Raw genomic sequence first — 25,847 nt, forward strand, 5'->3', positions numbered from 1 at the left:
GGGTGGAATCAGGTCTCGGGGGGCGGCTTCGAGCGCGGTGGCGGTGCGGTCTCCCGCGCGTGCTCATGGATCAGACGCCAGCGTCGTTGACGGCGTCCTTGCGACATCCCGTGGGCGAGATCGCGGAGGGCCTCCACGACCCGCGAACGCAGCGTGCCCTTCATCGCGAGCATGTCCGCGGTCATCGACAGGGGACCGTCGGCGTCTGGCCGGCGGGGATGGCGATCCGCGCCAGGCTCTCGTCGAGGACCTCGCAGGCGCAGTCTTGGCAGGTCCCGCAGTTCATCGCGAGCCCCAGATTGCCCTGGAGGTCTTCGAAGGTGCGGGCGCCGCGGCCGACGGCCTCGCGGATGTCGCGGTCGCTGATCGAATGGCAGACGCAGACGTACATGACAGGGTTCCTCATTGGTCGAACCTCGATGCCCCGGGTGGGGAGACCAGGACGGCGATGGGTGGCCGTCGATGCGTCTCGATAATAAGAACGATTCCCATCTCAAGTCAACAGGGTCATGGCGACCGCGCGCCCGCGGCTCGCTGCGCCCCGAACGACGGCCTCTTGAACTGGCGTGCCGCGGGCGTAATCTCTGGTGCCATCGGCGGTTTCGACCCTGTCGCGTGTCGACGGCCAACAGTCCCCGGGGCCGCCGTCGGCCCCGACCCCACGCAGGAGGTTCGCCATGCAGACAGTCGCGACCGTCAACCAGGAGCTCAACAAGGTACTCAAGGTCTCGTTGACGGCGATCAACCAGTATTTCCTGCATGCGCGGATGCTCGGCCACTGGGGTCTCCGGCGGCTGGAGGCGCGCGAGGAGAAGGCCTCGATCCGGGCGATGAAGCAGGCCGATCGGCTCATCGAACGGGTGCTGTTCCTGGAGGGGCTGCCCAACCTGCAAGACCTCGACAAGCTCCTGATCGGCGAGGACGTCGTCGAGATCCTCGAAGGCGACCTCGAGACCGAGACCCGCCTGCGCGATGCCCTGATTGCGGCCATCGCCCACTGCGAGGGGCTGCACGACTACGTCAGCCGCCATCACCTCGCCGAGATGCAGGAGGAGGCCGAGGAGCGGATCGACTGGCTGGAGACGCAGCTGGCGCTCGTCGATCAGATCGGTCTGCCGAACTACCTCGAATCCGCGATTTAGTCCGCCTAGCCCGCCGTCCAGGAGGCGCCCAGATGAAAGGCCAGCGCAACGTCATCGCCCACATGCAGCGGCTCCTCGCGAACGAGCTGACCGCGATCGATCAGTACTGGATCCATTCGCGGATGTACGAGGATTGGGGCCTCGCCCGGCTCTACGAGCGCATCGGCCATGAGGCCGAGGAGGAGCGCGAGCACGCCGATGCATTGATCCGCCGCCTCCTGTTCCTGGAGGCGAGCCCCGACATGACCCGCCGCGAGCCGCTGCGCGTCGGTGCCACGGTGCCCGAGATGCTGGGCAACGACCTGCAGCTCGAATACGACGTCGCCGCCGCGCTCAAGGAGGCGATCGTCTGTTGCGAGCAGGAGCGCGACTACCAGACCCGCGAGATCCTGCGCCGGCTCCTCGCCGATACCGAGGAGGACCACGCCTACTGGCTCGAGCAGCAACTCGGTCTGATCGACAAGATGGGGCTGGAGAACTATCTCCAGGCGCAGATGGGTCCATCTCCGGTCACCTGACCGGTCGGGGGCGGCGAGACAGGGTCCGATGAGGCGCTTCGAGCTCGACATCCAGGGGATGACCTGTGCCTCCTGCACGGCGCGGGTCGAGCGGGCGCTGGCGGGCCTCGCCGGGGTCGATGAGGTCGCCGTGAACCTGGCGACGGAGCGGGCGAGCCTGCGGCTCGAGGAGGCGCGCACGACACCGGCCGAGGTCGTCGCGACGGTCCGCCGGCTCGGCTACGAGCCGATCACCGAGACCCTGGAGGTCGGTGTCGGCGGCATGACCTGCGCGAACTGCGCGGCGCGGGTCGAGCGCGCCCTCGCCCGGCTGCCGGGGGTGGTCGAGGCGAGCGTCAATCTGGCGACCGAGCGGGCGAGCGTGCGCTATGCACCGGCCGCGGCCAGCCCCGAGACGATTCAGGAGGCGATCCGCCGGGCCGGCTACGAGCCGCGCCCGCTGGCCGGGCCGGCGGCCGTCGATGGCGGGGAGGACAGCGCGCGTGCGGCCGGGCATCGGGCCTTGGGCCGCGACCTTTGGCGCGCCGCGCTCCTGTCGCTGCCGGTGTTCGTCATCGCGATGGGCGCACACCTGGTGCCCGGCTTCGAGGGGACCCTCGCACGCCTCGCCCCAGCCGAGGTCTGGGGCTGGCTCCAGGCGATCCTCACCACCGCGGTGGTTGTCGGCCCTGGCCGGCGCTTCTTCAGCGCCGGCCTCATCGCCTACCGCCATCTGTCTCCGGACATGAACAGCCTGGTGATGACGGGCACGGGCGCCGCCTGGCTCTACGGCCTGGCCGTGCTGCTCGTCCCCGGGCTCTTTCCGCCCGAGGCGCGTCACCTCTACTTCGAGTCGAGCGCCGTCGTCATCACCGTGATCCTGATGGGTAAGTATCTGGAGGAACTGGCCAAGGGCCGGGCCTCGGCGGCGGTGCACAAGCTCATCGGCCTGCAGGCCAAGACCGCGCGTGTCTGGCGCGACGGGCGCGAGGTCGAGGTCGCCGCCGAGGCGCTGCGGGTCGGCGATCGGGTCGTGATCCGCCCGGGCGAGCGGATTCCGGTCGACGCGCAGGTCGAGGACGGCGAGAGCTGGGTCGACGAGGCGATGCTGACCGGCGAGTCGCTGCCGGTCCACAAGGGGCCGGGCGACCGCCTCGTCGGCGGGACGCTCAACCAGCACGGCGCGCTGCGCGCCGCGGCGACCGAGGTGGGCGAGGGGACGGTCCTCGCCCGGATCATCCGCATGGTCGAGGAGGCGCAGGGCGCCAAGCTGCCGATCCAGGGGCTCGCCGACCGGGTCGTGCGGGTCTTCACGCCGCTGGTGCTCGCGATTGCGCTGGCGACCTTCGTCGCCTGGTTCGCCTTCGGACCGCCGCCGGCGATCACGATGGCCCTCTTGAGCGCGGTCGCGGTCCTCGTCGTCGCCTGCCCGTGCGCGATGGGGCTCGCGACGCCGGCCGCGATCCTGGTCGGCAGCGGCCGCGGTGCCGAGCTCGGCGTGCTGTTCCGCAAGGGCGCCGCGATCGAGGCGCTGGCCGGCGTAGACACGCTCGTCTTCGACAAGACCGGCACCCTGACCGAGGGGACGCCGCGTCTCACCGATCTGCGCCCGGTCGACGGCGACGCCGAGGGCGCGCTGCGCCTCGCCGCGGCCGCCGAGGCCGGCAGCGAGCACCCGCTGGCCGCGGCGATCGTCGCCGCAGCCGAGGCGCGGGGGCTGGAGCTGCCAGCGGTCGAGGCCTTCACGGCCGTGCCGGGTCACGGGGTCCGGGCGCGGGTCGCCGGGCGGTCCGTCTGCGTCGGTGCCGCCCGGCTCCTCGAGCGCGACGGGATCGCGATCGCCGATGCCGTTCGCGAGGAGGCCGAGGGGCTGGCCTCGGCCGGCAAGACGCCGATCTATCTGGCCGTCGATGGCGCGGTCCAGGCGCTGATCGCGGTTGCCGACGCGCTGAAACCCGAGGCGACCGGCGTGGTCGCGGCGCTGGCCGCGGGCGGGCGGCGGGTCGCGATGGTGACGGGCGATGGCCGACGGGTCGCCGAGGCGATCGCCCGCGAGGCCGGGATCGCCGCGGATCAGGTCTGGGCCGAGGTCCTGCCCGATGGCAAGGCCGAGGTCGTCGCGGCGCTCCAGCGCGATGGCCGGCGCGTCGCCTTCGTCGGCGACGGCATCAACGATGCCCCGGCCCTGGCCCGGGCCGACGTCGGCATCGCCCTCGGCTCGGGGACGGATATCGCGATCGAGGCGGCCGACGTGACCCTCACGCGCGGGGATCTCGCCGGTGTGCTGACGGCCCTGACGCTGGCGCGGCGCACGCTGGGGACGATCCGCGGCAACCTCTTCTGGGCCTTCCTGTACAACGTCCTGCTGATCCCGGTCGCCGCCGGGGTCTTCCATCCCGCCTTCGGCCTGCACCTGAGCCCGATGGCGGCCGGCCTGGCGATGGGCCTCTCGAGCGTCTTCGTCGTCACCAACAGCCTGCGGCTGCGCCGCCAACCGGCGGTGCGGCTGGCGGCGCCGGCCTCGTCCTGAGCGGCTACTTGGTGAGGATCAGCTTGTCGTTGCGGGTTAGGAGCAGCGTGTAGCTCGCCCCGCCGTGCTCGATGATGAGCCGCCGCCCGCCCTGGAGCAGGGTGTCGCTGCGCACGCGCTGCGGCTCTCGGGCCGGAAGCAGGGTGGCGGACGCGTGACCGAGCGAGCTGGACTGTTGGATCGTCTGGTTCATGGCTCCTCCGAACTGACTGCTGTGATGCATGCCCTTTGGATCGATGTGGCTGGTCGACGGACGCCTCGGTTACGCCGATCGAGGCCACCTCTCGGCGCGATCGGTCCGCCGCTGCACTTAATGATAATGATTCGCGTTAATGTATGCAAACCCGACAGCCGTCGGATTACGCCCCCGAGGGGCTAACCCGACCTACGGCCCCGGCGATAACGGCGCGGCCCGTAGGTCGGGTTAGGTGCGCCGGCACGGCGCTCGCCGAGAAGGACCGGCCCGGCGCGCGCCGTAACCCGACAGCCGTCGGGTTACGCCCCCGAGGGGCTAACTCGACCTACGGCCCCGGCGATAACGGCGCGGCCCGTAGGTCGGGTTAGGTGCGCTGGCACGGCGCTCGCCGAGAAGGACCAGCCCGGCGCGCGCCGTAACCCGACAGCCGTCGGGTTACGCCCCCGAGGGGCTAACCCGACCTACGGCCCCGGCGATACCGGCACGGCCCGAGGTCGGGTTAGGTGCGCCGGCACGGCGCTTGCCGAGAAGGACCAGCCCGGCGCGCGCCGTAACCCGACAGCCGTCGGGTTACGCCCCCGAGGGGCTAACCCGACCTACGGCCCCGGCGATAACGGCGCGGCCCGTAGGTCGGGTTAGGTGCGCTGGCACGGCGCTCGCCGAGAAGGACCAGCCCGGCGCGCGCCGTAACCCGACAGCGGCCTCAGAAGCGCCACAGCGGTCCCTCCTGCATCGCGAGGACCTGCTGCTGCAATTGCAGGATCTGGCCCTGCCAGTAGTGGTGGGTGTCGAACCAGGGGAAGGCGGGCGGGAAGGCGGGGTCGTCCCAGCGCCGCGCGAGCCAGGCGGAGAAGTGGATCAGGCGCAGAGTGCGCAGGGCCTCGATCAGGTGCAGCTCGCGGTAGTCGAACGGGTGGAAGGCCTCGTAGCCGGCCAGCACGCAGCCGAGCTGATGGCTCATCTCCTGGCGGTCGCCGGAGAGTAGCATCCAGAGGTCCTGGACGGCCGGCCCGAGGCGGGCGTCGTCGAAGTCGACGAAGTGGGGGCCGGTATCGGTCCAGAGCAGGTTGCCGCGGTGGCAGTCGCCGTGCAGGCGGATGCTGGTCGGGGCCCCGGCCTCGGCCCAGCAGGCGCGGACCGCCTCGAGGGCCTGGGCGACGGTCGCGCGGTAGGTCGCCTCGAGGTCGGGCGGGAGCCACTGCCCATCGAGCAGAAAGGTGCTCGGCCCCTCGCCGAAACTGGCGATGTCGAGGGTCGGGCGGGCGACGAAGCGGGTCGTCGCGCCGACCGCGTGGATCCGCCCCAGGTAGCGTCCGAGCCACTCGAGGGTCTCGGGGTCGTCGAGTTCCGGCGCGCGTCCGCCGCGCATCGGCGTCAGCGCGAAGCGGAAGCCCTCGAAGGCGTGCAGCGTGCGCCCGCCGATCGCGAGCGGTGGGACGGTCGGGATCTCGTGGGCGGCCAGCTCGACGGTGAAGGCATGTTCCTCGCCGATCTGGGCGTCGGACCAGCGTCCTGGGCGGTAGAACTTGGCGACGACCGGGGCGGCGTCTTCGAGGCCGATGCGGTAGACGCGGTTCTCGTAGCTGTTGAGCGCCAACAGGTGCCCGTCCGGGACCAGGCCGAGCGAGTCGATCGCATCGAGGATCCGGTCCGGGCTCAGGTCGGCATAGGGGTGCGGGGATGGCTGGTTCATACCCGCGATTCTATCGCGCCGATCGCGATCGCGCCGCGGCGCCGTTCACCGCCCTGAGCCCGCAGGCGATCGAGGCGCCGCCCGGCGATCAGCGGCGGCGGAAGATGAGATCGCGGACCGGGTGGCCGAGGCGCTGGCCGCGCTGCTCGAAGCGGGTCAGGGGGCGCGTCGGCGGGCGTTCGGCATAGCGGCCGGGGCCGGCCGTGTTCTCGAACGGCTCGCTCGCCGAGAGGATCTCGAGCATCTGCTCGGCATAGGGCTCCCAGTCGGTCGCACAGTGCAGGGTGCCACCGGGGGCGATGACGCGGGCGAGCCGCTCGACGAACGCCGGGGTCAGGATGCGGCGCTTGTGGTGGCGGGTCTTGGGCCAGGGGTCGGGGAAGAAGAGTTGGACGCCGGCCAGGCTCGCGGGGGCGAGCCCGCGGGCCAAGACCTCGACGGCATCGTGGCGCAGCAGGCGCAGGTTGGTCAGGCCGCGCCGCTCGATCTCGAGCAACAGGTGACCGACCCCCGGGCGGTGGACCTCGATGCCGAGGAAGTTGCGCCCCGGGGCCTGTTCGGCCATCGTCGCGAGGCTCTCGCCGTTGCCGAAGCCGATCTCGAGCACGACCGGCCGGTCGTTGCCGAACGCCGCCGGCAGATCGAGGGGCCGGCCCGGCTGCCAGTCGATGCCGAAGCGCGGCCACAGGGTCGCGAAGGCCCGCTCCTGGGCCGCGGTCAGGCGCCCCTCGCGCAGCACGAAGCTGCGCACCGGGCGCCGGCGCTCGGTCGTGGCGTCCGAGGTCGCGCCGGTCTCGGTGGACCGTGCGTCATTGCGCTCGTCCATCCCGTTCAGAAGAAGAGCCCCTCGATCGGCGAGGAGGCCGACGCGAACCGCTTGGCCGGCATGCGCCCGGCCAGGTAGGCCTCGCGACCGGCCTCGATCGCCTTGCGCATCGCCCCGGCCATCAGGATGGGGTCGCGGGCCGCGGCGATCGCCGTGTTCATCAGGACCCCGTCGCAGCCGAGCTCCATCGCCACCGCCGCGTCCGAGGCCGTGCCGACGCCGGCATCGACGAGGATCGGCACCCGGGCGTTCTCGACGATGGTGCGGATGTTCAGCGGATTGCGGATCCCGAGCCCGGAGCCGATCGGTGCGGCGAGCGGCATCACGGCGATGCAGCCGATCTCCTCGAGGCGCTTGGCGACGATCGGGTCGTCGTTCGTGTAGACCATCACGTCGAAGCCGTCCTTCACGAGGATCTCGGCGGCCTGAAGCGTCGCGACCACGTCGGGGAAGAGGGTGCGCTCGTCGCCGAGGACCTCGAGCTTGACCAGGTTGTGGCCGTCGAGCAGCTCGCGGGCCAGGCGGCAGGTACGCACCGCGGTGTCGACGTCGTAGCAGCCGGCCGTGTTCGGGAGGATCGTGTAGCGCTCCGGCGGCAGGACATCGAGGATGTTCGGCTCGCCGGGGTTCTGGCCCATGTTGGTGCGGCGCACGGCGATCGTGACGATCTCGGCGCCGCTCGCCTCGATCGCGAGGCGGGTCTGCTCCAGGTCGCGATACTTGCCCGTGCCGACGAGCAGGCGCGAGCGGTAGGGGCGGCCGGCGACGACGAGGGTGTCTGTGTCAGGGGTGCTGTCGGTCATCTCGAATTCGATCATGGATTGGGGGGTGGATCGCCTCAGGATAAACGATTTCGCCGCAACAGGCCGCGGCGCCGCCGCTCAGCCGCCGCCGACCGCGTGGATGATCTCGATGCGGTCGGCCGGGGCCAGGCGATGCTGCTCGAAGCGGCTGCGCGGCACGATCTCGGCATTGACCTCGACGGCGAGGCGCCGCCCCGCGAGGTCCAGGTGCTCGATCAGCGCGGCGACGGTGAGGTCCTCGCGCACCTCGGTCGGGGCGCCGTTGACTGTGATCTGCATGGGTCTCCTCATCAAGAATGGAATGTCACGGGGCGGGTCGCCTCCCGTGCCCCAGCCTCGGCGACCCTAGGCGGTGGGGCGCTTGGGGCCGGTCGACGCAAGGTGCCATGAAGAATCACGGCGACTGTGCGGGGCGGAGGGGCTCGCCGCTTTCGGTCGTTGCCGCAGCCGAAGACGACGCGCAACGGGAATCGTATCGTCGCGCCGCCTCCCGATAAATCGGTCGGATAGGTCTTCTTCAAGTCTTCCGCGATTCTAGCCCGGGGGCGTGCTGCAATGGCATTGCAACGAGCAGGCGCCCCCGCTACCGTAGCGCCCCAACGTCCGGCCAGGACCGCTGGCCGGGCTGGTCCGCCGCGTGCCGCGCCGGGCCCGGAGTCGTCCCACGGAGAACCAGCGAGGATCCATGCCGTGAGCCGATGGTCGGAGGATCTCATCTCGATCGAGCGGGCCCGTACCCTGGACGGCCTGTTCATCCAGCGCGCGCACCGCTCGCCGGAGCGCGTCGCCTACCGCTACCATGACCGCAAGGCCGACGGCTGGTGCAGCCTGACCTGGGGCGCGACCGCCGCGCAGGTCAGCCGCTGGCGCGACGCCCTGGCGGCCGAGGGGCTGCGCCCGGGCGACCGAGTCGCGCTGCTGCTGCGCAACGGCCCCGAATGGGTCTTCTTCGACCTGGCGGCCCTGTCGCTCGGGTTGGTCACCGTGCCCCTCTACACGGACGACCGCCCGGAGAATGCCGTCTACATCATCGAGGATGCCGCGGTCAAGGTCCTGCTCGTCCAGGACGCCAGCCGCTGGCGGCGCATCGCCGCGACGCTCGGCGAGCGGCCCAACCCGACGCGGGTCATCCTGCTCGACTCGGGCGGGGAGGCGCAGCGCCTGGCGCGGTCCGATCCGCGCGTCGTCCTCGCCGAGGACTGGCTGCCGGTGCGCGGCGCCGAGCTGGTCCAGCGCGCGGGCAACCCCGATGACCTCGCGACCATCGTCTACACCTCTGGGACGACCGGCCGGCCCAAAGGGGTGATGCTCTCCCACCGCAACATCCTGTTCGATGCCCACGCCAGCCTGACGATCATCGATTGCTATCAGGAGGACGTCTTCCTGTCCTTCCTGCCCCTTTCGCACATGCTCGAGCGCACCGGCGGCTACTATCTGCCGATGATGGCCGGTTCGACCGTCGCGTTCGCCCGCTCGGTCGCCCAGATGGCCGAGGACCTGCGGTTGATCCGCCCGACTGCGATGATCGCGGTGCCGCGGGTCTTCGAGCGGGTCTATTCGCGGCTGCGCGAACAGGTCGAAGGCCGGCCGCTGCCGGTGCGGTGGCTCTTTCGCCTCGCGGTCGAGGTCGGCTGGACGGCCTTCGAGCATGCCCAGGGGCGGCGCGGCTGGAGTCCGCTGTTGCTCTTGTGGCCCTTCCTGCGCAAGCGGGTCGCCGGGCCGGTCCTCGACAAGCTCGGCGGACGACTGCGCGTCGCGGTCAGCGGTGGGGCGCCGATGCCCAAGGAGGTTGCGCACCTCTTCATCGGCCTCGGCCTGCCGATCGTCCAGGGCTACGGCCTCACGGAGACCAGCCCGGTCGTGAGCGTCAACCCATTGCAGGACAATCGCCCGGAGAGCGTCGGGGTGCCGCTGCGCGGTGTCCAGGTGCGCGTCGGCGAGGACGACGAACTGCTCGTGAAGGGCCCGTGCAACATGCTCGGCTATTGGAACAATCATGCCGCGACCGCGCGCATGATCGACTCGGCCGGCTGGTTGCACACGGGCGATCAGGCGCGCATCGACGACGGGCACATCTACATCACCGGCCGCATCAAGGACATCCTGGTGCTCTCCAACGGCGAGAAGGTACCGCCGGCGGACATGGAGATGGCGATCGCCCTGGATCCGCTGATCGAGCAGGTCCTCGTCGTCGGCGAGGGCCGGTCGTTCCTCGGCGCCCTGGTGGTCCTCAATGCCGACCTCTGGATCGGGCTGGCCCGCGAGTACGGCCTCTCGCCGGAGGCGCCCGAGAGTCTCGAAGATCCGCGCCTCGTGAAGGACATGCTCAAACGCATCCGCGATGCCCTGCGCGACTTTCCAGGTTACGCCAAGATCCGCCGCATCGCCCTGCTGCTCGAGCCCTGGTCGGTCGACAACGACATGCTGACCCCGACGATGAAGATCAAGCGCAAGGAGGTGCTCAAACGCCACTCGGATCGGATCGAAGGGCTCTACCGGCTCGACGGCTGATTCGGCACGTCGTACCGTTCCGAGCGGTGGGGCCGCGTGGTCGGGTTAGGCGCGCCGCACGGCCTTTTATCAGAAATGACAGGTTGCGCGCGCCGTAACCCGACGCGCCTCCGCCGGGCACCCGAAAAGGACATCTCGCGCAGAGACGCAAAGGCGCAGAGAAGGAGAAGAGGGGCGTACTGGTGACATCGACCAATGCCTTCTCTTCACTTTGCGCCTCTGCGTCTCTGCGCGAGCCCGTAGGTCGGGTTAGCTCCCCGCGGGGGCGTAACCCGACGGCCGACACCGTGGCGCCCTCCGAGGCCCCTGTCGGGCTACGGCGCGCGCAATCCTTTGTTTTACCCGAACCGCCGTGCCAGCGCGCCTAACCCGACCTACGGGCCGTGCCATCGGCGCAGGCGACGCCGGCGGATCAGAGCGGGTCCGCCGTGGCGCCTTCGGCGGCGGCCCTTGCGTGCGCCGGGCGCTAGGCACTAGAATCGCCCGCTACGCGGGTGTAGTTCAATGGTAGAACCTCAGCTTCCCAAGCTGATGACGTGGGTTCGATTCCCATCACCCGCTCCATCATCCCCACGGCGACGGATCCGTTGCCATCCCGCCGGTCCTCGCCCTCCGGCCTTGGCCTGCCACCGTCACACAGCTCGCCATCGACAGGGTGGCGCGCCCCGTCCGTCGTCGCGACTGGCCGCCCCTACGGAGAGGATGCGTTGCGATGAAGAAGCCCTCGATCGGTGTCCTGCTCTCGGTCGTCCTGCTGCTCGGCGGCGTCGCCCTGGCCGGCTGGGTCGGCCTGGCCCTGCAGGATGGCGAGGCGTTCGAGCGCGCCCTGGGTCGTGCCATCGCGGAGCGCACCGGGCGCACGCTGGAGATCGATGGCCCGAGCCGGCTGGTGTTCTGGCCGCCGCTGGGGATCGCCGTCCAGGATGTCCGCCTCTCCGGTCCGCCTGGTCTCGTCGGCCCACCGCTCGCGCGGATCGGCGAGGCCGAGCTACGGCTGAGCCCCTGGCCACTGCTCCTCGGCCGTCTGGAGACCGCCTCGGTGCGTCTCGACGATGTCCGGCTCCACCTGGTGCGCGCCGGTGCCGAGCCGGCTGGCCCGCTCGCGGCGCCGGCGGTCGAATCGGCCACGGCACCCGCCCCGGTCGGCGAGCCCCGGCCGGCGGCGCCGGTCACCGCCGGCGACGACCGGGCGCCGATGCGGCTCGGTCCGCTGCGCATCCGCAACCTGACCCTGTCCTGGGAGGACGGCGAGGGGGGGGAGGTCCGCGAGATCGGCGGGATCGATCTCTCGACCGAGGCCCTCGTCCTCGGCCAACCGACGGGCTGGCGCCTGGCCGTGCCGCTGACCGATGTCGGGCCGATCGCGCGGGCGCGGCTGCGTGGCGAGGGAGCATTGACGCTCGGGCGCGACGGCATCGCGATCGGGTCGTCGCCGGTGCGGCTGGGGCTCGAGGACCTGGTCATGGCCGATGGGCGGCGGGGGGCGCTGGAGCTCGAGGCGACCGTCAGCGGTGATCGCCTCGCCGGCCGTTATGCGCTCGAGCGGTTCGGGATCGTCGCGCGGCTCGATACGCCTCCGGCCGGCGACGGCGGCGAGGCGCGCGCCGCCCACCTGACCGGCCGGGCGGCATTGGACCTGCCCGGGCGCCATCTGGCCCTGGTGGACCTGGCGCTCGACGCCGATGGCCTGCAGGTGGGCGGCGATCTCGCCGTCGCCGCCCTGTCTGGGGCGCCGACCTTGACCGGGCACCTGGCCCTCGCCGAGGTCGACCTGCGCGACTGGCTGACCCGTCACGGGATGCGGCTGCCCTCGGGGCAGGGTGACGCCGGCTGGCGGCGGGTCGCCGGCGAGGCGACGCTCGCCGGCGATGGCGAGGGCCTGACGCTGGCGCCGCTGGCGTTGCATGTCGATGAGGCCCGCCTCGACGGCACCCTGCGCCTCCTGTTCACCAGGCCGCTCGGTATCCGCTTCGATCTGACGACCGACCGTCTGGAACTGGGCGGGCCGCGGGCGGCCGAGGGCGCATCGGCGTCGGGCGAGGCGGCCAGGTCGCCTACCGCCCGGGCCGCCGGCTCGGGGGGTGGGGCGCCGGCCCAGGCCCTGGCCCCGGGCGTCGCCGACGGGGAGAAGGCCCCATCGCGCCGCTGGCCGACGCGCGTCGCCGCGCTGCGCCGACTCGACCTCGAGGGCCGGCTGAGGGTCGGGCACCTCGGGGTCCGCGGCCTCGCGATCGCGCCGGCCGATCTGGCGATCACGTCCAGGGCCGGAGTCCTCGAAATCGCCCAGCGAGGCGAGGCGGGCGGCTTCTACGAAGGGCGTCTCGATGGCCGTCTCGAGGTCGATGTCCGCGGCGAGCAGCCGCATGGCCATCTGGTCGCTCAGGCGAGACGGGTCGCCGTCGGGCCGCTGCTCGAGGACCTGCGCGGTGCCGCGCGGCTGGAGGGCCGTGGCGATCTCGACCTCGACCTGACGGCCGCCGGCACGGGTGCCGATGACCTGCGCGCCAGTCTGAACGGGCGCCTCGGCCTCGCGATCCGCGACGGTCGGGTCCCGGGCGTCGATCTGGAGGGCCTGATCGACGCCGCGCGGGCGCGCCTGCGCGGCGAGACCCCCGAACGCGGCCGCGGTCAGGGTACGGCCTTCTCGGAACTGACCGCGACCGCCGAGGCCCGCGACGGCGTGTTGCACAACGACGACCTGGCCGGGCGCGCCGATCACCTGACCCTGACCGGACGCGGCACCATCGACCTCGTCCGACGCCGCCTCGACTACCGGTTGCAGCCGGTCCTCGTCGATCCGCCGCCGCGGCGCGCCCTGAAGGAGCTCGAGGGCATCCCGATCCCGGTCGAGGTGAGCGGGCCGCTGGGGGAGCCGAGTTGGTCGGTCGATCTGGCCCCGGTGCTGCGCGAGGTCGCGCGCCGACGGCTGGATGGGCGCGGCGATCGGTTGATCGAGCGGCTCGAGGATCGCCTCGGCGTCGACGGGGTCGAGGGCCTGCGCGATCTGCTCGGGCGCTGATGACCGCAGCCCAGGCCCTGGACGGTCTGCTCGGGGCGCCCGGCGCGGCGGGCGCGTCGCTGGCCTCGCCGCTGCTCGCGTGGTTCGACCGCGAGGGGCGCAAGGACCTGCCCTGGCAGCACCCGGCGACGCCCTATCGGGTCTGGGTCTCGGAGATCATGCTCCAGCAGACCCAGGTCAGCGTCGTCATACCGTATTTCGAGCGCTTCATGGCGCGTTTCCCGAGCGTCGCCGCCCTCGCCGCGGCGGATCTCGACGAGGTCCTGCACCTGTGGTCGGGCCTCGGCTACTACGCGCGCGCACGCAATCTGCATGGCGCGGCGCGGCGTATCGTCGCCGAGCACGGCGGCGCGCTGCCGAGCGATCCGGCCGAGCTCCAGGCCCTGCCGGGCATCGGTCGCTCGACGGCCGGGGCCATCCTGTCGCTGGCCATGGGCCAGCGGCGCGCGATCCTCGACGGCAATGTCAAACGGGTCCTCGCGCGCTGCCACGCCGTCGCCGGTTGGCCTGGAGAGGCGGCGGTCGCGCGGCGCCTGTGGGCGCTCGCCGAGGCCGCCCTGCCGGCGCGGCGTGTCGGCGACTACAATCAGGCGCTGATGGACCTCGGGGCGACCCTCTGCACCCGTAGCGCCCCGGCCTGCGGGCGCTGTCCGCTGGCGATGCACTGCCTGGCGTGCGCCACCGGTCGCCAGGGCGCCTATCCCGCCCCCAGGCCCCGTCGTGAGCGGCCCGTGCACCGCACCCGCCTGCTCGCGATCCAGAACCCGGCCGGCGAGGTGCTGCTGCGGCGCCGCGCGCCGAGCGGTGTCTGGGGCGGACTTTGGAGCCTCCCCGAGTGCGGGCCGGAAGAGGATCCCGAGGTTTGGTGTCGCGAGCACCTGGGGAGCGTGCCCGAGACGGTCGCGGGCCTGTCGCCGCGCCATCACGACTTCTCGCACTTTCGCCTGGAGATCGAGGCGCTGCGGCTGGTCCTCGCCGCGCCGCCCGCGGCGGTCGCCGACGGTGACGGTTGGCTCTGGCTCGACTTGCGTCGCCCGGCCGGGCTCGGTCTGGCCGCGCCGATCGCGCGGATCCTTGCCGAACTGGCCGAGGCGCTCCACATTCCACCGGGAAAGGGCGGATAGCCGCCAGCTGCGAGCACGTCGCCTCGTGCGTAAACGGTGCCTCCCCTTGTGCTCGTCACCGATGGGTGACCGCGGTCGGGGCAGAAGGTCGCCGGGTCGCCGATGGGTCTGCGCTGGAGGCCGGCAGTTGGTAGCTGGCTGCGAAGTTTGGATTCCAGGCCAACGCAACGGCCGAGGCAAAACGAGACAGGAGCACCCGCATGAGCCGAATGGTCCACTGCATCAAGCTGGGGCGCGAGGCCGAGGGCCTCGAGCGGCCGCCGTACCCGGGCGAACTCGGCCAGCGCATCTATGCGCAGGTCTCGAAGGAGGCCTGGGCCGGCTGGCTGCGGCACCAGACCATGCTCATCAACGAGAACCGCCTCACGCCGGTCGAACCGCGGGCGCGCCGCTTCCTGGAGGAGCAGATGGAGGCCTACTTCTTCGGCGAGGGCAGCGCGCCACCGCGCGACTATGTCCCCGAGACGGATTCGTCCTGATCGACGGGGGTCTGTGCAGACGAGTCGTACCGGCGGACACCGCCGGCGCCGTCTGGGCCGTCTGGGCCGGTAGGGGCGCCGCTCGCGGACGATCGGGGCGGGCGGTGACCAATGGCCGGCAGGTCGAGCCCTACGGCGGGGGCGCGCCGGCACGGCGGTCTCTGAGAAGGGCTAGGCTCGCGCGACGTAACCCGACAGCGGCCGGTGCCGCGATGAAGATTGGCACGGCCCGTAGGTCGGGTTAGGCGCGCCGCACGGCCCCCCTATGAGAAATCACCGATTGCGCGCGCCGTAACCCGACAGCCGCCTCGTCACTGGACGCAAGAGGCCGATGGCGGGACCTGGTTTCGAGTCTTTTCGCGAAGGGACGCAGGCTCGATCTGCCGCGGCCATGTCCCGGAGGGTTGACGATTCCGCGGAACCCCGCTTTAATACGCAGCTTCGCGGCGGCGGACACGCGCAGCCGCGACAACCCGGCCCAGGTAGCTCAGTTGGTAGAGCAGAGGACTGAAAATCCTCGTGTCGGCGGTTCAATTCCGTCCCTGGGCACCAACGCATCGAAGGGCCGGCGTCCTCGGACGCCGGCCCTTTTCGTATGGCGTCGGCCGGACTCGCCCGTCGCGGAGCCGGTGGTCACTCGACGCCGATCGAGAACATCGCCTCCAGGTCGTGCCTGGAATGGACGCGGAGGGCCAGCATGGTCTCGCTGTCCAGGATCCCCTCGACCTTGAGCATCGAGCCGGTCACGATGTCCGCCAGCGTCTCGTTGTCGCGGGTGCGGATCAACGCGATCAGGTCATTGCGGCCGCTGACCGAGTAGACCTCTGTGATGTCCGGCATCGCGGCGAGGGCCGCCGCGACGTCGTTGACGCGTCCCCCTGTCGACCTTCTAGGCCACGATCGCTGTCACCATCGTCTTCACTCCTCTGTGGGCATCGGAATCCAGGCGTCGGGCCCGGTCTTCGAGGCGCGGATCCCCGCTCGGAAGACCCCGCGCGACGCGCCTTTCGGGCCATTCTGCCGGAGGGGGTCGGAAAACGCGATGCCTGCCGTGTCGGGCAATCGCGTTCGGCCCGGACCGCGCCCCGGAGGCAGCCGGTAGGCGCCTCGATACGGATGCTAAGGTCCGGTGGGCATTGGTCGATTGGACGTCCCAGCGCTTGCCCCCATATCGTCGCCGGGGTCGCCCGCGGTCGCGACTTGCTATTCCTCGTTTCGCGGTGCAACACTCTCGCTGTGTTCCCCCGGCGTGGCCGTCAGGGGGCAACGCTGCCGGTCTGGACCTGTGCGAGCGCACTGCCTCGGCGTGCGGCGGCCGGGGGTCCGATGACCCGATATAAAATTAGATCATTACCGCGGGAGGCATCGTCAATGCCCAATACCGAACAGGGTCTTACGCAGCGCATCGGTCTTCGATTGCGCGCTGCGCGTCACGATCAAGGACTGTCGCTGATGCAGCTCTCGGAGCGTACCGGCGGGTCGCTGTCGAAGTCGCGAATCAGCAACTATGAACAGGGCATCCGCCGCATGGGGCTGGAGGAGGCCAAGGCCCTCTCGGCCGCCCTCGGCTCGGTCACGCCGGCCTATCTGCTCTGTCTCGATGACGATGGGCTCCTCTCCGAGCAAGAGCAGACGCTCCTGGGCCATTTCCGCGCGGCCGACGCGCGCGGACGCAAGGCGTTGCTGAAGAGTGCCGCCGAGATCGGGGGCAAGGCTGCCGGTTGATCCGCCGATTTCATCGGCGGTCCTCCGAGCAGGCGTGGCCGGTGACGAAGCGGGGCCGCGGTACCGGCCACGCGGCGCGCTGTGGTGGTCGTGCGCTGTGCCTGGTGGCACGGCGCATTGACGTCGGCCGCCACGAGTCGTTACTCTCGCGGCCTTCGCCACGGGTTCCCCGGCAATCGCCGGGGTTAAACGGGAAGCCGGTGGGCGCGGCCGTTCGGTTCCGCGCGATTCCGGCACTGCCCCCGCAACGGTAGGCGGGTCATGAGGGACGGCAAGACTCCACTGTGCCGATAGGGCATGGGAAGGGGCCGTCCTGGGAAGGCTTCGGTCTTCCGCCCCGCAAGTCCGGAGACCGGCCCGTGGCGCTGTTCCGGTCTTGCGGTGGGCAACGGCCGGCGCGGTGTCCGGCGCAGTTCGCTGTCGTCTCCGCTGCGCCTGCGTTCTCCTCTGCGGACCTCCATCAGGCCCGCCGTGCGGGTGTGCACGGCCAGAGGAGACTTCTCATGCGTCAAACCCTGCTCGTCGGCGCCTTGCTGTTGCCGACCGTCCCTGCATTGGCCGTCGTCGTCGACGACACCGAGGTCGATCCGGTCATCGTCACCGCGACCCGCACCGCCCAGACCGCCGATGCGACGCTCGCCTCGGTCAGCGTCATCACCCGCGAGGACATCGAACGGCGGCAGGCCCGTTCGATCCCCGATGCCCTGCGCGGCATCCCGGGGCTTGCGATCACGAACACGGGGGGTGCGGGCAAGACGACCTCCTTCTTTCTGCGCGGCACCGAGTCCGATCACGTCCTGGTCCTCATCGACGGCGTCAAGGTCGGCTCGGCGACGCTCGGCACGACGGCCTTTCAGAACCTGCCGATCGAGGCCGTCGAGCGCATCGAGGTCGTGCGCGGACCGCGCTCGAGCCTCTACGGTTCGGAGGCGATCGGCGGCGTGATCCAGATCTTCACCCGTCAGGGCGGCGGCGAACCGCGTCCGCGCTTCACGGTCGAGGCCGGCAGCTACGGCACGGCCAAGGTCTCGGGCGGCCTCTCGGCCGGCGGCGAGCGGGGCTGGATCGATGTCGGCGCCAGCTACGAGGACACGGATGGTTTCAATGCCTGCGATGGCCAAGCCGTCCCCGGGGCCGGTTGCTTCGTCGATGAGCCGGATGATGACGGCTTCACGAGCCGATCGGCGAGCGCGCGGATGGGCTATCGGTTCACCGATTGGATCGAGGCCGAGGCGCACTGGTTGCGCTCGGACGGCGAGAACGACTATGACGGCTCGCCCTTTGGCGGGAACGAGTCGAAGGACCGCCAGCAGGTGCTCGGCGGGCGGCTGCGCCTCACGCCGGTCGGTGTCTGGACGAGCACCCTCACGGCCGGGCGGGCCTGGGACGAGTCGCGGATCTACTACGAAGGTGCCTTCGTCAACAGCATCGAGACCGAGCGGGACAGCCTGTCGTGGCAGAACGACGTCATGCTGGGAGCCGATCACCTCGTCACCCTCGGTGTCGACTACCAGAGAGACCAGGTCGATGGCACGACTGCCTATGCCGAGGACGAGCGCGACAATATCGGTATCTTCGGTCAGTACCTGGGCGGCTTCGGGAGACATGACCTCGAGCTCAGCCTGCGCCACGACGACAACGAGCAGTTCGGCGAATATACGACCGGTTCCGCTGCTTGGGGCTACAGCTTCTCCAATGATATGCGGCTGACGGCCTCCTATGGCACGGCCTTCAAGGCGCCGTCGTTCAACGAGCTCTACTACCCTGGCTTCGGCAATCCGGACCTGGATCCGGAGGAGTCACGAAGCCTCGAGGTCGGCCTCGGCGGGAGGCTCTCGGTTGCGCGCTGGTCGCTCAATCTCTACCAGACCGACATCGACGACCTGATCGCCTACGACGCGGCCCTGTGGGCGCCGAACAACATCGACTCGGCGCGCATCCGCGGCCTCGAGGCGGTCGTCGCGACCGAACTGCGCGACTGGGCGGTCGACGCGAACCTGACCCTGCTCGATGCGGAGAATCGCTCGGGCGGGCCGAACGCGGGCAACCGCCTGCCGCGTCGCCCGGAGCAGACCTTCACGCTCGATGTGGACCGCGCGTTCGGGCGGATCGGCGTCGGCGGGACCCTGTTCGTCGCCGGGCGCAGCTTCGATGACGCCGCCAACGCCGTACGCCTCGATGGCTACACGCTCGTCGACCTGCGCGCCGAATATGCGTTCAGCCCGGACCTGCGCGTGCAGGGGCGGGTCGAGAACCTGTTCGACGAGGACTACCAGACGGCCGATTGGTACAACCAGCCCGGCCGGGCCTTCTACGTGACCCTGCGCTACGCCCTCTGAGCCGGCATCCACCCGCTGCGGCCGTGGCCGCAGCGGGTGGCGCGTCGTCGTCAGGATTCCTCTTTCCTCTCGCGCATCAGCAGCACCGAGGAGCCCTTCTCGATCGCGTGGTCGATTGCCACCTCGGAGAGGCGCAGGACGATCGCGCCGGCCTTGGGGATCTGGGTGTCGCCGAAGAGGAAGGGCTCGCCGTCGACATAGACCGAAAAGACCTGGATCGGGATCGCGTTGCCGTGGTCATTGTCGATCCGGATCCGCACGTCGAGCGGTAGGGTCCCGGCCCGCAGCGCCCGCCCGGCGGGCGTCGTCAGGCGCTCCTTGAGCGCTGGCGGGATCGTGAGGACGAGGAAGGCATCCTCGGTCGAGACGAGATTGATGTGCTCCTCGGAGGCCAATCGGCCGTCGAGCTCCTTGTCGAGGGCGATCGGGATGCGGAAGTGGGCGACGTCGCGTCCCTCATCCGAGGCGCAGCCCAGGTACTCGGCGTCGGCGAAGATCGCCGAGACCTCGGCGCTGCGGGCGGCCGCCGCACCCTCGCAGTCGGTGACCTCGGTGTGGAGATCGGCCGAGATCATCCTGGTCTTGCTGTAGAAGAGATCGAGGACGGTGACCTCGGTCTCGACGGTCGCCTTGCATCCGGACAGGGTCGCGGCCGTCAACAACAGCGACAGGCCGATGGCGTTCTTCATGCGGTTCTCCAGTGGTTATCGAGTCGCTCCATGGTCGGCGTTCGCCGGCCCGCGGCGCGCGAAAATGGTATCACCGCCACCCGGAGCGGCGTTCAGAGGGCCTCGCGCAGCGCGCGCGAGACGAGCCGGGCGATCGCCGCGAGGATGGCGATGGCCACGAGCGCCGAGACCAGCCACCACCAGCCGCCGTCGTCGGTCGTCGCCCCCTCGACGGACCAGGCGCCGAGCGCCGTATAGAGCCAGAGGGTCGGCGCCCGTCCGAGGCCGATCGCCGGCAGCGCGTGGCGCGCCTTGATCCCGAGCGACGGATAGAGCCAGTTGAAGACCCCGTTCGGCGACATCGGATGCAGCTGGGTGAGGAAGACCAGCCAGCCGCCGCGCCGCGCGAGCGCCGCGAGGACGCGCTCGGCGTCGGCGTGCAGCCGGGTGAAGCGGGCGCGGATCGGCGCGGCCCACCAGCGGCTGAGCACCCAGACCGTGGCCACGGCCAGCATGTAGCCGAGCCAGATCCCGAGGAAGCCGGCCCACAGCCCGAGGGTGGCGCCCGAGGCGGCGATGACGAGCGGCGTCGGCAGGGCCGCGACCGTGAGCAGATAGAAGACCGCAATGAGCGCGACCGGTGCCCAGAGGCCGAGGTCGTCGGCGTGCAGGCGCCAGGCGGCGAGCCAGTCGGCGACCGGCAGGCGCGTGGCCAGGACCAGGGCCAGGACGACGCCGGTCGCGACGAGCACGGCGGCGAGCCCTCGGCGGTGCCGGTGCGCGGGCGGCGTGGTCCCCGAGCGCGCTGGCGGGAGCTCGTTGGCCGGCATCATCGGCGTGCGCGTGCGGGCGGGGTCAGGCGGGCGCCGCGTGGGGCTCGGGCCAGCCCGTCGGCGTATAGCGGTGCAGGTCGCGGGCGAGGTCGTCGGCGAGCCGCAGGCCGAGGTCGAACGGGTGGATCGCGATGCGGATCGGGCGGCGGCCGGCGAGGGCGCGGCTGGCGCCGTTGGAAAACCTCAGGAAGGCCGCGCGCAGCCCCGTGTCGGCCTCGTAGCCGAGGAGCGGCAGGCGCCGCAGGCGCCCCTCATCTGTGTCGTAGACGCCGCTGAGGACCTCGTAGTAGCGAAACGGCAGGGCGGCGAGGCGCGCCCGAGCGATTCGCCCCATGGCCCAGGCGGGCGGGACGTAGAGGGTCGGGGCGGCGAACCCCTGATCGGCGAACCAGTCGAAGCAGCGGCCGATCAGGTCGACGATGCCGTCCTCGTCGAGGGCCAGGTGCTCGGCGACGTTGCGCGAGATGAGCCGGCTGTGGAGCCAGTGGGCAGCGCCGCCGAGGCGGGCGATGCGATGGTGCCAGCCATGTCCGGCGAGGGGGTGGCCGGCGCGGGCCAGCGCCTTCAGGGTCGCGAGCTGCTCCGGCGACCAGGCGCCGCCCGGCACGACCAGCAGGGTCGCCGGCGGGCAGCCATGGCGCTCGAGGAAGGCGAGGATCTCCAGCACCGCCGGCAGGGTCTCGGGCATCAGGTCGTGCACCGAGACGAGGGCGCGGGTAGGCATCCCCTCAGCCATGGGCCGTCAGGGCCTGGCCGCGTGTCAGCACCTCGAGCCAGTGGGCCAGGTTGCGCTCGTTCATCTCGCGGGCCGCGGTCCGGGCGATCTGGGCCTTGCGCTCGCGAAGGGCGCGGTCGAGGCCGCCGATGCGCATCAGCACATCGGCCAGGGTCTCCCCGTCGCGCACCCGGAAGAGGCCGCGGTTGAGCGGTTCCCAGCTCGTGATGCCGCAGTGGGCCGAGACGACGACGAGCCGTCCGCGGGCCATCGCCTCCAGGGCGATCGTGCCGAACGACTCGACCTTCGACGGCAGGGCCAGGCAGTCGACGCCGTCGATCAGCGACAACATCTGGCGTCGCTTGACCCAGCCGACGTAGCGGAGGTTCGGCAGGTCCGCGGCCTGGGCGAGGACCCAGTCGCGCAGCGGACCGTCGCCGGCGATCTGGAATTCGATCTGCGGCAGGCGTCGTGCGGCCTCGACGATCGCGTCCAGATTCTTCTCCGGCGCGAGGCGCCCGGCGAACAGGACCTTGCGGACCTCGGGGTTGAGCGGCGGGGCCGTGTCGGCGAGGAAGCGCCGCGGGATCGAGGTGCCCATCACGTCGAGATTGACGGCGCCGATCGAGCGGGCGATCTCGACCATCTCCTGGGTATTGGCGAGCACCAGTTGGCTGTTGGCGAACAGCAGCCGGTTCGAGAAGGTCAGGCAGGCCTGGGCGATCCGCGCCCGCACCCGCCAGCCCGGGAAGAGGTCGGTGAGACGCTCGAAATGGGTATGGAAGCCGACGATCAGGGCCGTGCGCTTGCGTCCGGCGAAGTGCATGCCGAGCAGGCCATAGGGGCCAGGGGTCGGCACGACGATCGCGTGTGGCGCCAGCCGGCGGAGCCGCCGGCCGACGAGCGAGAGGGGCGGCACCAGGATCTTCTGGGTCGGATCGCCCGGTAGCGGCAGGGTGAGTCCCCCGTACCAGCGCCCGGCGCGGAAGCGTGGCGCCACCAGCTCCACCTGGGCACCGGCGGCCCGCAGGTGTTCGGCCAGGTCGCGGTAGTAGGCGCCGACGCCGTTGCGCTCGGGTGCCGCGTCCGAGACGATCGCGACACGCAGCCCGGCGGCGTCGAGGCCCCTGATGGCGGGTGCCTCGTCGGCGTCGGCCGAGGGCTCCAGCGTGGACAGGTTCAACATGGGATCAGGTACCCCCGCTCGTTTGCAGGCTCGGTTGGGGCCGCGGTGCACTGGGTCGGCTCGGCGGTGCGAACCGCTCGGCGGCCTCGTCGCGGCCGAGCCCGAAACGCTCGTAGAGGCCGTCGAAGCGCGTCGCGAGTAGCTCCGTGATTCGCGCCGTCGCGGCGTCCGTGAGGCCATCGGCGTGACGATGACGGCTGCGGTAGCGGTTCGCCCGCTCCTGGGCGAGCGCCAGGCGCTCCCGGAACGCGGGGCCGAGGGGCAGGTCGAAGCGCCGATAGGCGTCCTCGACCGTCGCCGTCAGCCCGGCCCCGAGGGCGCGCATCTCGATCCAGATGCGTCGCTCGGCCGGCAACCGGGCGAGGACCGCGTGGAGGTTCTCGTAGTAGAAGGCGAGCTGCGCGAGGAGTCGCGCCTCGAAGCCCGGGACCAGGGCCTCGACCTCGAAGAGGTCGAGCCCCGAACGCAGCGAACTGAGCTGCGATGGCAGGGTCTCGGCCGGCGGGCGTAGGCAGGCGATGAAGCGGGCGTCCGGGAAGCGCTCGGCCAGGCTGCCGGCGAGCGGGGCGAAGGCGGCGTTCTTCGATAGGAGCCGTCTGTCGGGGCCGTGTACGTAGAGGTGGCGTTTGAGGCAGCCCTCGTAGAAGTCGAGCAGTCGCTCGCGCTCGCCGGCCGGCATGTCGCGGTCGAAGGCGCCCATGCGCCACAGGAGTCCGAGCTGCGGGAACGGCAGCACGAGGATGAAGCAGGCGAGGACCGGGGTCAGCGCGAAGTAGTCCTCCTCCGGGTCGCCGAGGCGCATCGGGTGGATCGCCTCGAGCTCGCCGAAGGCGTGGGTCTCGAGCCAGCCGATGAGGCGCGCCGCCGGGGCGCCGACGAGGCGGTCGAGGCGCGCCAGCGCGAGCCAGAAGCGCCGCTCGGTCACCGATGGGGCGAACAGGCACTCCCAGGTCGAGAAGGTCGTGAATTGCGGATCCTCGGCCAGGACGCGGTGCAGGTGGGTGGTGCCGCTGCGCGGTACGCCGAGGATGAAGAGGGGCGCGCGCACCTGGACCCGGCGGTAGCCGCGAAAGAAGACCTCGTCGAGGGCGAAGCCGACCCAGTGGATGGCCTGGACCAGCAGGAACAGGGGCAAGAAGCCGATCATCACCAGGGTGCGCCGCCACGACCAAGGACCGGAGGCGGTGCCGCGCCGCGGTACGAGGCTCGTGACGAGGAGCGACAGCACGCGGGCAGTCGTTGCGAGAAACAGTTGCAGCATGGAGCGATCCGGGCCTGATGCGGATGGGGGACGCGTGTCGTCCGAGTCCTCTCTGGCGAAGAGCCGATCTATCGACCGTCCTGGCAAGAAACCGACCGAAGCGGCAGGGGCGGTCTTCCGCTTCCTCCGAGCTTCGAATGCCCGGTCGCATGCAGATGAAGGGGCATCCTCTGCCTCCCCCGGGGGCGCGGAATCGATCGACGCGTCCCTCGATGCCGCCTCGCGCGCGCCCAGGCCGAACGTCGAACCCGCGCGCCGTCGGCACCACAGGTCCCATGCCGCCTGGGGGCGTCGGCGCAACGCGACTCCTGTCGCCCTGCGGAACTTCTTGCGGGCTTAACGCGACAAGATTACACCCGCAGCGGTTCCGATCGCAAGGCGACGGGCCGCCGCCGGCGGGCCGTCGGCGATGAGAAGTCCTTGAGCGGGTTGGGCTTCTGCGTGGCGCTGCGCTGCCCTCGCCAGTCGCTCGAACCGCTCAGGCGGCTGGGCGGGTGTGGGTCCGGCGCAGCTTGGCCTGCGCGGCGGCCCGTGCGGCGGCCTTCGCCACGGCATCCATGCCGCCCCGCGTGGTCTGGTAGAGGCCCAGGTTCTCGTAGTCGGTCTCGGTTGCCGGCGTGATGGCCGCGTCCCGGTATTCGAGTCGCTCGGGATCGGCGGCGATGGCCTGGTCGATCGCCCGGAGCCGGCGCACGACGCGCCAGAAAGTGAAGATGTCGCGGATCTCGCGGTAGACGTAGCGCGGGTAGAAGATCAGCGGGTTTTCGCGCGGTAGGCCGGGGCGGCGCTGGGTGCGCGCCGGCAGTCGCAGCAGACCGCCCTCGACCGGGTGGATGCCGAGGTTGACCGGGAAGTGGTGGTACCAGCCGACGTACATGCGCGTCTTGAGGATGTCGCCGCCGAGTGCGTGGGCGCGCTTGAGGATGGTCGTCATGTGATCCCACGAGTAGTAGCTGTGCCACATGTGCAGATACGCCTCGTCCCAGTCCTCGTCGGACATGACCGGGTGGTGGGTCACGCGGTAGTTGGTGTTGTAGCGATTGAAGTCCGGATCCAGCCACTCGCCGGACGTGTAGAGGCGGGCGTGATCGGCCGAACCCGGCAGCGGGGTCAGCTGGGTGAAGTAGATGTGGTCGACCGGGAGTTCGCGTTTGATGATCTCCACATCGCGCTTCAGGGACTCCTTGGTGTCGAACGGGAAGCCGACGATGTAGCCGGCCGAGATCGCCACCGGGTACTTTTTCCACTCCAGCAGCATCTCGCGATAGTCGGTGATGCGGTTCTGGGCCTTGCCGGCGGCCTTGAGATTGTCCGGATTGATGTTCTCCAGCCCGACGAAGACGATCTTGGTGCCGGCCTCGACGGCCTTGGGGATGAAGTTCGGCACCTGGTGGCAGCGCGTGTCGACCTGGATCGAGAGCTCCAGCTTGATGCCCATCCGTTGCTGTAGTTCGATCAGTCCGTCGAGGAGTTCGGGCCAGTTCTTGTTGCGCGCCAGGTTGTCGTCGGTGACGAAGAACTGGCGGATGCCTTGGTCGTTGTTCTCACGGATGATCTTCTCCAGATCCTCCTTCGTGCGGAAGCGGCTCTTGCGGCCGTGCACGTTGATGATGGTGCAGAAGGAGCACTGGTAGGGGCAGCCGCGACCGACGTCGAAGCTCGAGATCCAACCGATCGTGCGCCGGATGTCTTCCTCGGCGAGGATCGGGATCGGTGCCCCGGCGATCTCGGGCAGGTTCTCCAGGTAGTTGTACATCGGCTGGAGGGGGCCGGCGTAGGCGTCCTTCAGCACCTGATCGAGCCGTCCCTCCTCGGCCTCGCCGAGGAAGAAGCCGATGCCCTGCTCGATGGCCGCCTGCATATCGGGGGTCGGCTCCTTGAGCGTGGCCATGATCCCGGAGACGTGGAAGCCGCCGATGCAGACCGGCACCCCGGCCGCGACGAAGGGTTGGGCCAGGTCGAGCGAGCGGGGGAATTGATTCGACTGCACGCCGACCATCGCGATCAGACCCTTGCCGCCGTCGCGGCGGATCATGCCGATCAGCTGGCGCGCCTTGACGATATGGTTGGTCTCGTCGATCGCGGTGATACGGATGTCGACGTTCGGCCCCAGCACCTGGCGGTCGCGGCAGTCGCGCCCGAGCCCGTTCAGCGTCGCGAGCGAGTTGGCCGGCATGCACGAGCGCCACCACTGCAGCGGATAGCCCTCCTCGTCGTAGCGCGCCGGGACGATCAAGATCAGGTGGAAGATCTCGCGGCCTGGCTCGCTGGTCGTCGTCTTGCGCATCATGGTCGTTGCC

General features: G+C 70.7%; 23 protein-coding genes, 2 tRNA genes and 1 riboswitch. Of the genes, 11 read left to right on the forward strand and 14 right to left on the reverse strand.

Annotated features, from left to right (window positions below):
• Positions 1–8: 8 nt before the first annotated feature.
• Complete coding sequence (locus CKO41_RS09880) at positions 9–185, reverse strand: hypothetical protein (RefSeq protein ID WP_200255366.1); 177 nt, start codon at positions 183–185, stop codon at positions 9–11.
• The gene (locus tag CKO41_RS09885; RefSeq protein WP_242464212.1) at positions 182–406 is read right to left on the reverse strand and encodes a (2Fe-2S)-binding protein; all 225 of its coding nucleotides are present in this window, start codon (positions 404–406) and stop codon (positions 182–184) included. Before CKO41_RS09885 ends, CKO41_RS09880 begins: the two co-directional genes overlap by 4 nt.
• A 271-nt stretch (positions 407–677) precedes the next feature.
• Between CKO41_RS09885 and bfr (CKO41_RS09890) the strand changes: the two genes are divergently transcribed.
• The 3 genes from bfr (CKO41_RS09890) to CKO41_RS09900 are packed head-to-tail and all read left to right on the forward strand — an operon-like array spanning position 678 to position 4,169.
• Positions 678–1,142, forward strand: a complete 465-nt coding sequence (gene bfr / locus CKO41_RS09890) for a bacterioferritin (protein ID WP_200382047.1) — start codon at positions 678–680, stop codon at positions 1,140–1,142.
• 32 nt (positions 1,143–1,174) lie between these two features.
• Positions 1,175–1,660: a bacterioferritin gene (bfr, locus tag CKO41_RS09895; RefSeq protein ID WP_200382048.1), complete on the forward strand. Its 486-nt coding sequence runs from the start codon at positions 1,175–1,177 to the stop codon at positions 1,658–1,660.
• Positions 1,661–1,688: 28 nt separating this feature from the next.
• The gene (locus CKO41_RS09900) at positions 1,689–4,169 is read left to right on the forward strand and encodes a heavy metal translocating P-type ATPase (protein ID WP_200382049.1); all 2,481 of its coding nucleotides are present in this window, start codon (positions 1,689–1,691) and stop codon (positions 4,167–4,169) included.
• Positions 4,170–4,173: 4 nt separating this feature from the next.
• Here the strand turns inward: CKO41_RS09900 and hemP are convergent, their stop codons facing one another.
• The 5 genes from hemP to thiS all read right to left on the reverse strand — a co-directional run bounded on the left by hemP (position 4,174) and on the right by thiS (position 7,966).
• On the reverse strand, positions 4,174–4,362 hold the full coding sequence (gene hemP, locus CKO41_RS09905) for a hemin uptake protein HemP (RefSeq protein ID WP_200254314.1): 189 nt from the start codon (positions 4,360–4,362) through the stop codon (positions 4,174–4,176).
• A 706-nt stretch (positions 4,363–5,068) separates the two neighbouring features.
• Complete coding sequence (gene srkA / locus CKO41_RS09910; protein ID WP_200382050.1) at positions 5,069–6,058, reverse strand: SrkA family protein kinase; 990 nt, start codon at positions 6,056–6,058, stop codon at positions 5,069–5,071.
• An 88-nt stretch (positions 6,059–6,146) separates the two neighbouring features.
• The gene (trmB, locus tag CKO41_RS09915; RefSeq protein WP_200382051.1) at positions 6,147–6,884 is read right to left on the reverse strand and encodes a tRNA (guanosine(46)-N7)-methyltransferase TrmB; all 738 of its coding nucleotides are present in this window, start codon (positions 6,882–6,884) and stop codon (positions 6,147–6,149) included.
• Between the two features lie 5 nt (positions 6,885–6,889).
• On the reverse strand, positions 6,890–7,687 hold the full coding sequence (locus CKO41_RS09920) for a thiazole synthase (protein ID WP_200382052.1): 798 nt from the start codon (positions 7,685–7,687) through the stop codon (positions 6,890–6,892).
• 78 nt (positions 7,688–7,765) lie between these two features.
• Positions 7,766–7,966 (reverse strand): sulfur carrier protein ThiS, encoded by a 201-nt coding sequence (gene thiS / locus CKO41_RS09925; protein WP_200254320.1) that lies wholly within the window; start codon positions 7,964–7,966, stop codon positions 7,766–7,768.
• A 411-nt stretch (positions 7,967–8,377) separates the two neighbouring features.
• Between thiS and CKO41_RS09930 the strand changes: the two genes are divergently transcribed.
• From CKO41_RS09930 to CKO41_RS09955, 6 genes are all read left to right on the forward strand, one after another.
• Entirely contained in the window at positions 8,378–10,198 is a 1,821-nt protein-coding gene (locus tag CKO41_RS09930; RefSeq protein WP_200382054.1) for an AMP-binding protein, read from the forward strand.
• A 490-nt stretch (positions 10,199–10,688) separates the two neighbouring features.
• Positions 10,689–10,762: transfer RNA gene (locus CKO41_RS09935), tRNA-Gly, on the forward strand.
• Positions 10,763–10,910: 148 nt separating this feature from the next.
• Entirely contained in the window at positions 10,911–13,217 is a 2,307-nt protein-coding gene (locus tag CKO41_RS09940; RefSeq protein ID WP_200382055.1) for an AsmA family protein, read from the forward strand.
• On the forward strand, positions 13,217–14,341 hold the full coding sequence (gene mutY / locus CKO41_RS09945) for an A/G-specific adenine glycosylase (RefSeq protein WP_200382057.1): 1,125 nt from the start codon (positions 13,217–13,219) through the stop codon (positions 14,339–14,341). The genes CKO41_RS09940 and mutY overlap by 1 nt, the downstream gene beginning before the upstream one ends.
• 200 nt (positions 14,342–14,541) lie before the next feature.
• Positions 14,542–14,820: an oxidative damage protection protein gene (locus tag CKO41_RS09950; RefSeq protein WP_200382059.1), complete on the forward strand. Its 279-nt coding sequence runs from the start codon at positions 14,542–14,544 to the stop codon at positions 14,818–14,820.
• Between the two features lie 476 nt (positions 14,821–15,296).
• Positions 15,297–15,372 (forward strand) — tRNA-Phe (locus tag CKO41_RS09955).
• 81 nt (positions 15,373–15,453) lie between these two features.
• On the opposite strand, the gene CKO41_RS09960 is transcribed toward CKO41_RS09955, so the two are convergent.
• A complete protein-coding gene (locus tag CKO41_RS09960) occupies positions 15,454–15,660 on the reverse strand; it encodes an Lrp/AsnC ligand binding domain-containing protein (RefSeq protein ID WP_242464215.1) in 207 nt (68 codons plus the stop codon).
• Positions 15,661–16,191: 531 nt separating this feature from the next.
• Between CKO41_RS09960 and CKO41_RS09965 the strand changes: the two genes are divergently transcribed.
• Complete coding sequence (locus CKO41_RS09965) at positions 16,192–16,545, forward strand: helix-turn-helix domain-containing protein (RefSeq protein WP_200382061.1); 354 nt, start codon at positions 16,192–16,194, stop codon at positions 16,543–16,545.
• Between the two features lie 145 nt (positions 16,546–16,690).
• Positions 16,691–16,920: riboswitch (cobalamin riboswitch) on the forward strand.
• A 128-nt stretch (positions 16,921–17,048) separates the two neighbouring features.
• A complete protein-coding gene (gene btuB, locus CKO41_RS09970) occupies positions 17,049–18,884 on the forward strand; it encodes a TonB-dependent vitamin B12 receptor (RefSeq protein WP_200382063.1) in 1,836 nt (611 codons plus the stop codon).
• 50 nt (positions 18,885–18,934) lie between these two features.
• Here btuB and CKO41_RS09975 read toward each other — a convergent pair whose 3' ends face one another.
• The 6 genes from CKO41_RS09975 to CKO41_RS10000 form a co-directional block, all read right to left on the reverse strand.
• A complete protein-coding gene (locus tag CKO41_RS09975; protein ID WP_200382065.1) occupies positions 18,935–19,573 on the reverse strand; it encodes a DUF7424 family protein in 639 nt (212 codons plus the stop codon).
• 92 nt (positions 19,574–19,665) lie between these two features.
• Positions 19,666–20,385 (reverse strand): TVP38/TMEM64 family protein, encoded by a 720-nt coding sequence (locus CKO41_RS09980; RefSeq protein WP_200382067.1) that lies wholly within the window; start codon positions 20,383–20,385, stop codon positions 19,666–19,668.
• Positions 20,386–20,407: 22 nt separating this feature from the next.
• On the reverse strand, positions 20,408–21,109 hold the full coding sequence (locus tag CKO41_RS09985) for a DUF2334 domain-containing protein (RefSeq protein WP_242464218.1): 702 nt from the start codon (positions 21,107–21,109) through the stop codon (positions 20,408–20,410).
• A 4-nt stretch (positions 21,110–21,113) separates the two neighbouring features.
• On the reverse strand, positions 21,114–22,286 hold the full coding sequence (locus CKO41_RS09990; RefSeq protein ID WP_200382071.1) for a glycosyltransferase: 1,173 nt from the start codon (positions 22,284–22,286) through the stop codon (positions 21,114–21,116).
• 4 nt (positions 22,287–22,290) lie between these two features.
• Positions 22,291–23,547: a sulfotransferase gene (locus CKO41_RS09995; protein WP_200252110.1), complete on the reverse strand. Its 1,257-nt coding sequence runs from the start codon at positions 23,545–23,547 to the stop codon at positions 22,291–22,293.
• A 478-nt stretch (positions 23,548–24,025) separates the two neighbouring features.
• The gene (locus tag CKO41_RS10000; protein ID WP_200252108.1) at positions 24,026–25,837 is read right to left on the reverse strand and encodes a B12-binding domain-containing radical SAM protein; all 1,812 of its coding nucleotides are present in this window, start codon (positions 25,835–25,837) and stop codon (positions 24,026–24,028) included.
• Between the last annotated feature and the right edge of the window lie 10 nt (positions 25,838–25,847).

The organism is Thiococcus pfennigii, assembly GCF_016583835.1.
Lineage (GTDB): Bacteria > Pseudomonadota > Gammaproteobacteria > Chromatiales > Chromatiaceae > Thiococcus > Thiococcus pfennigii.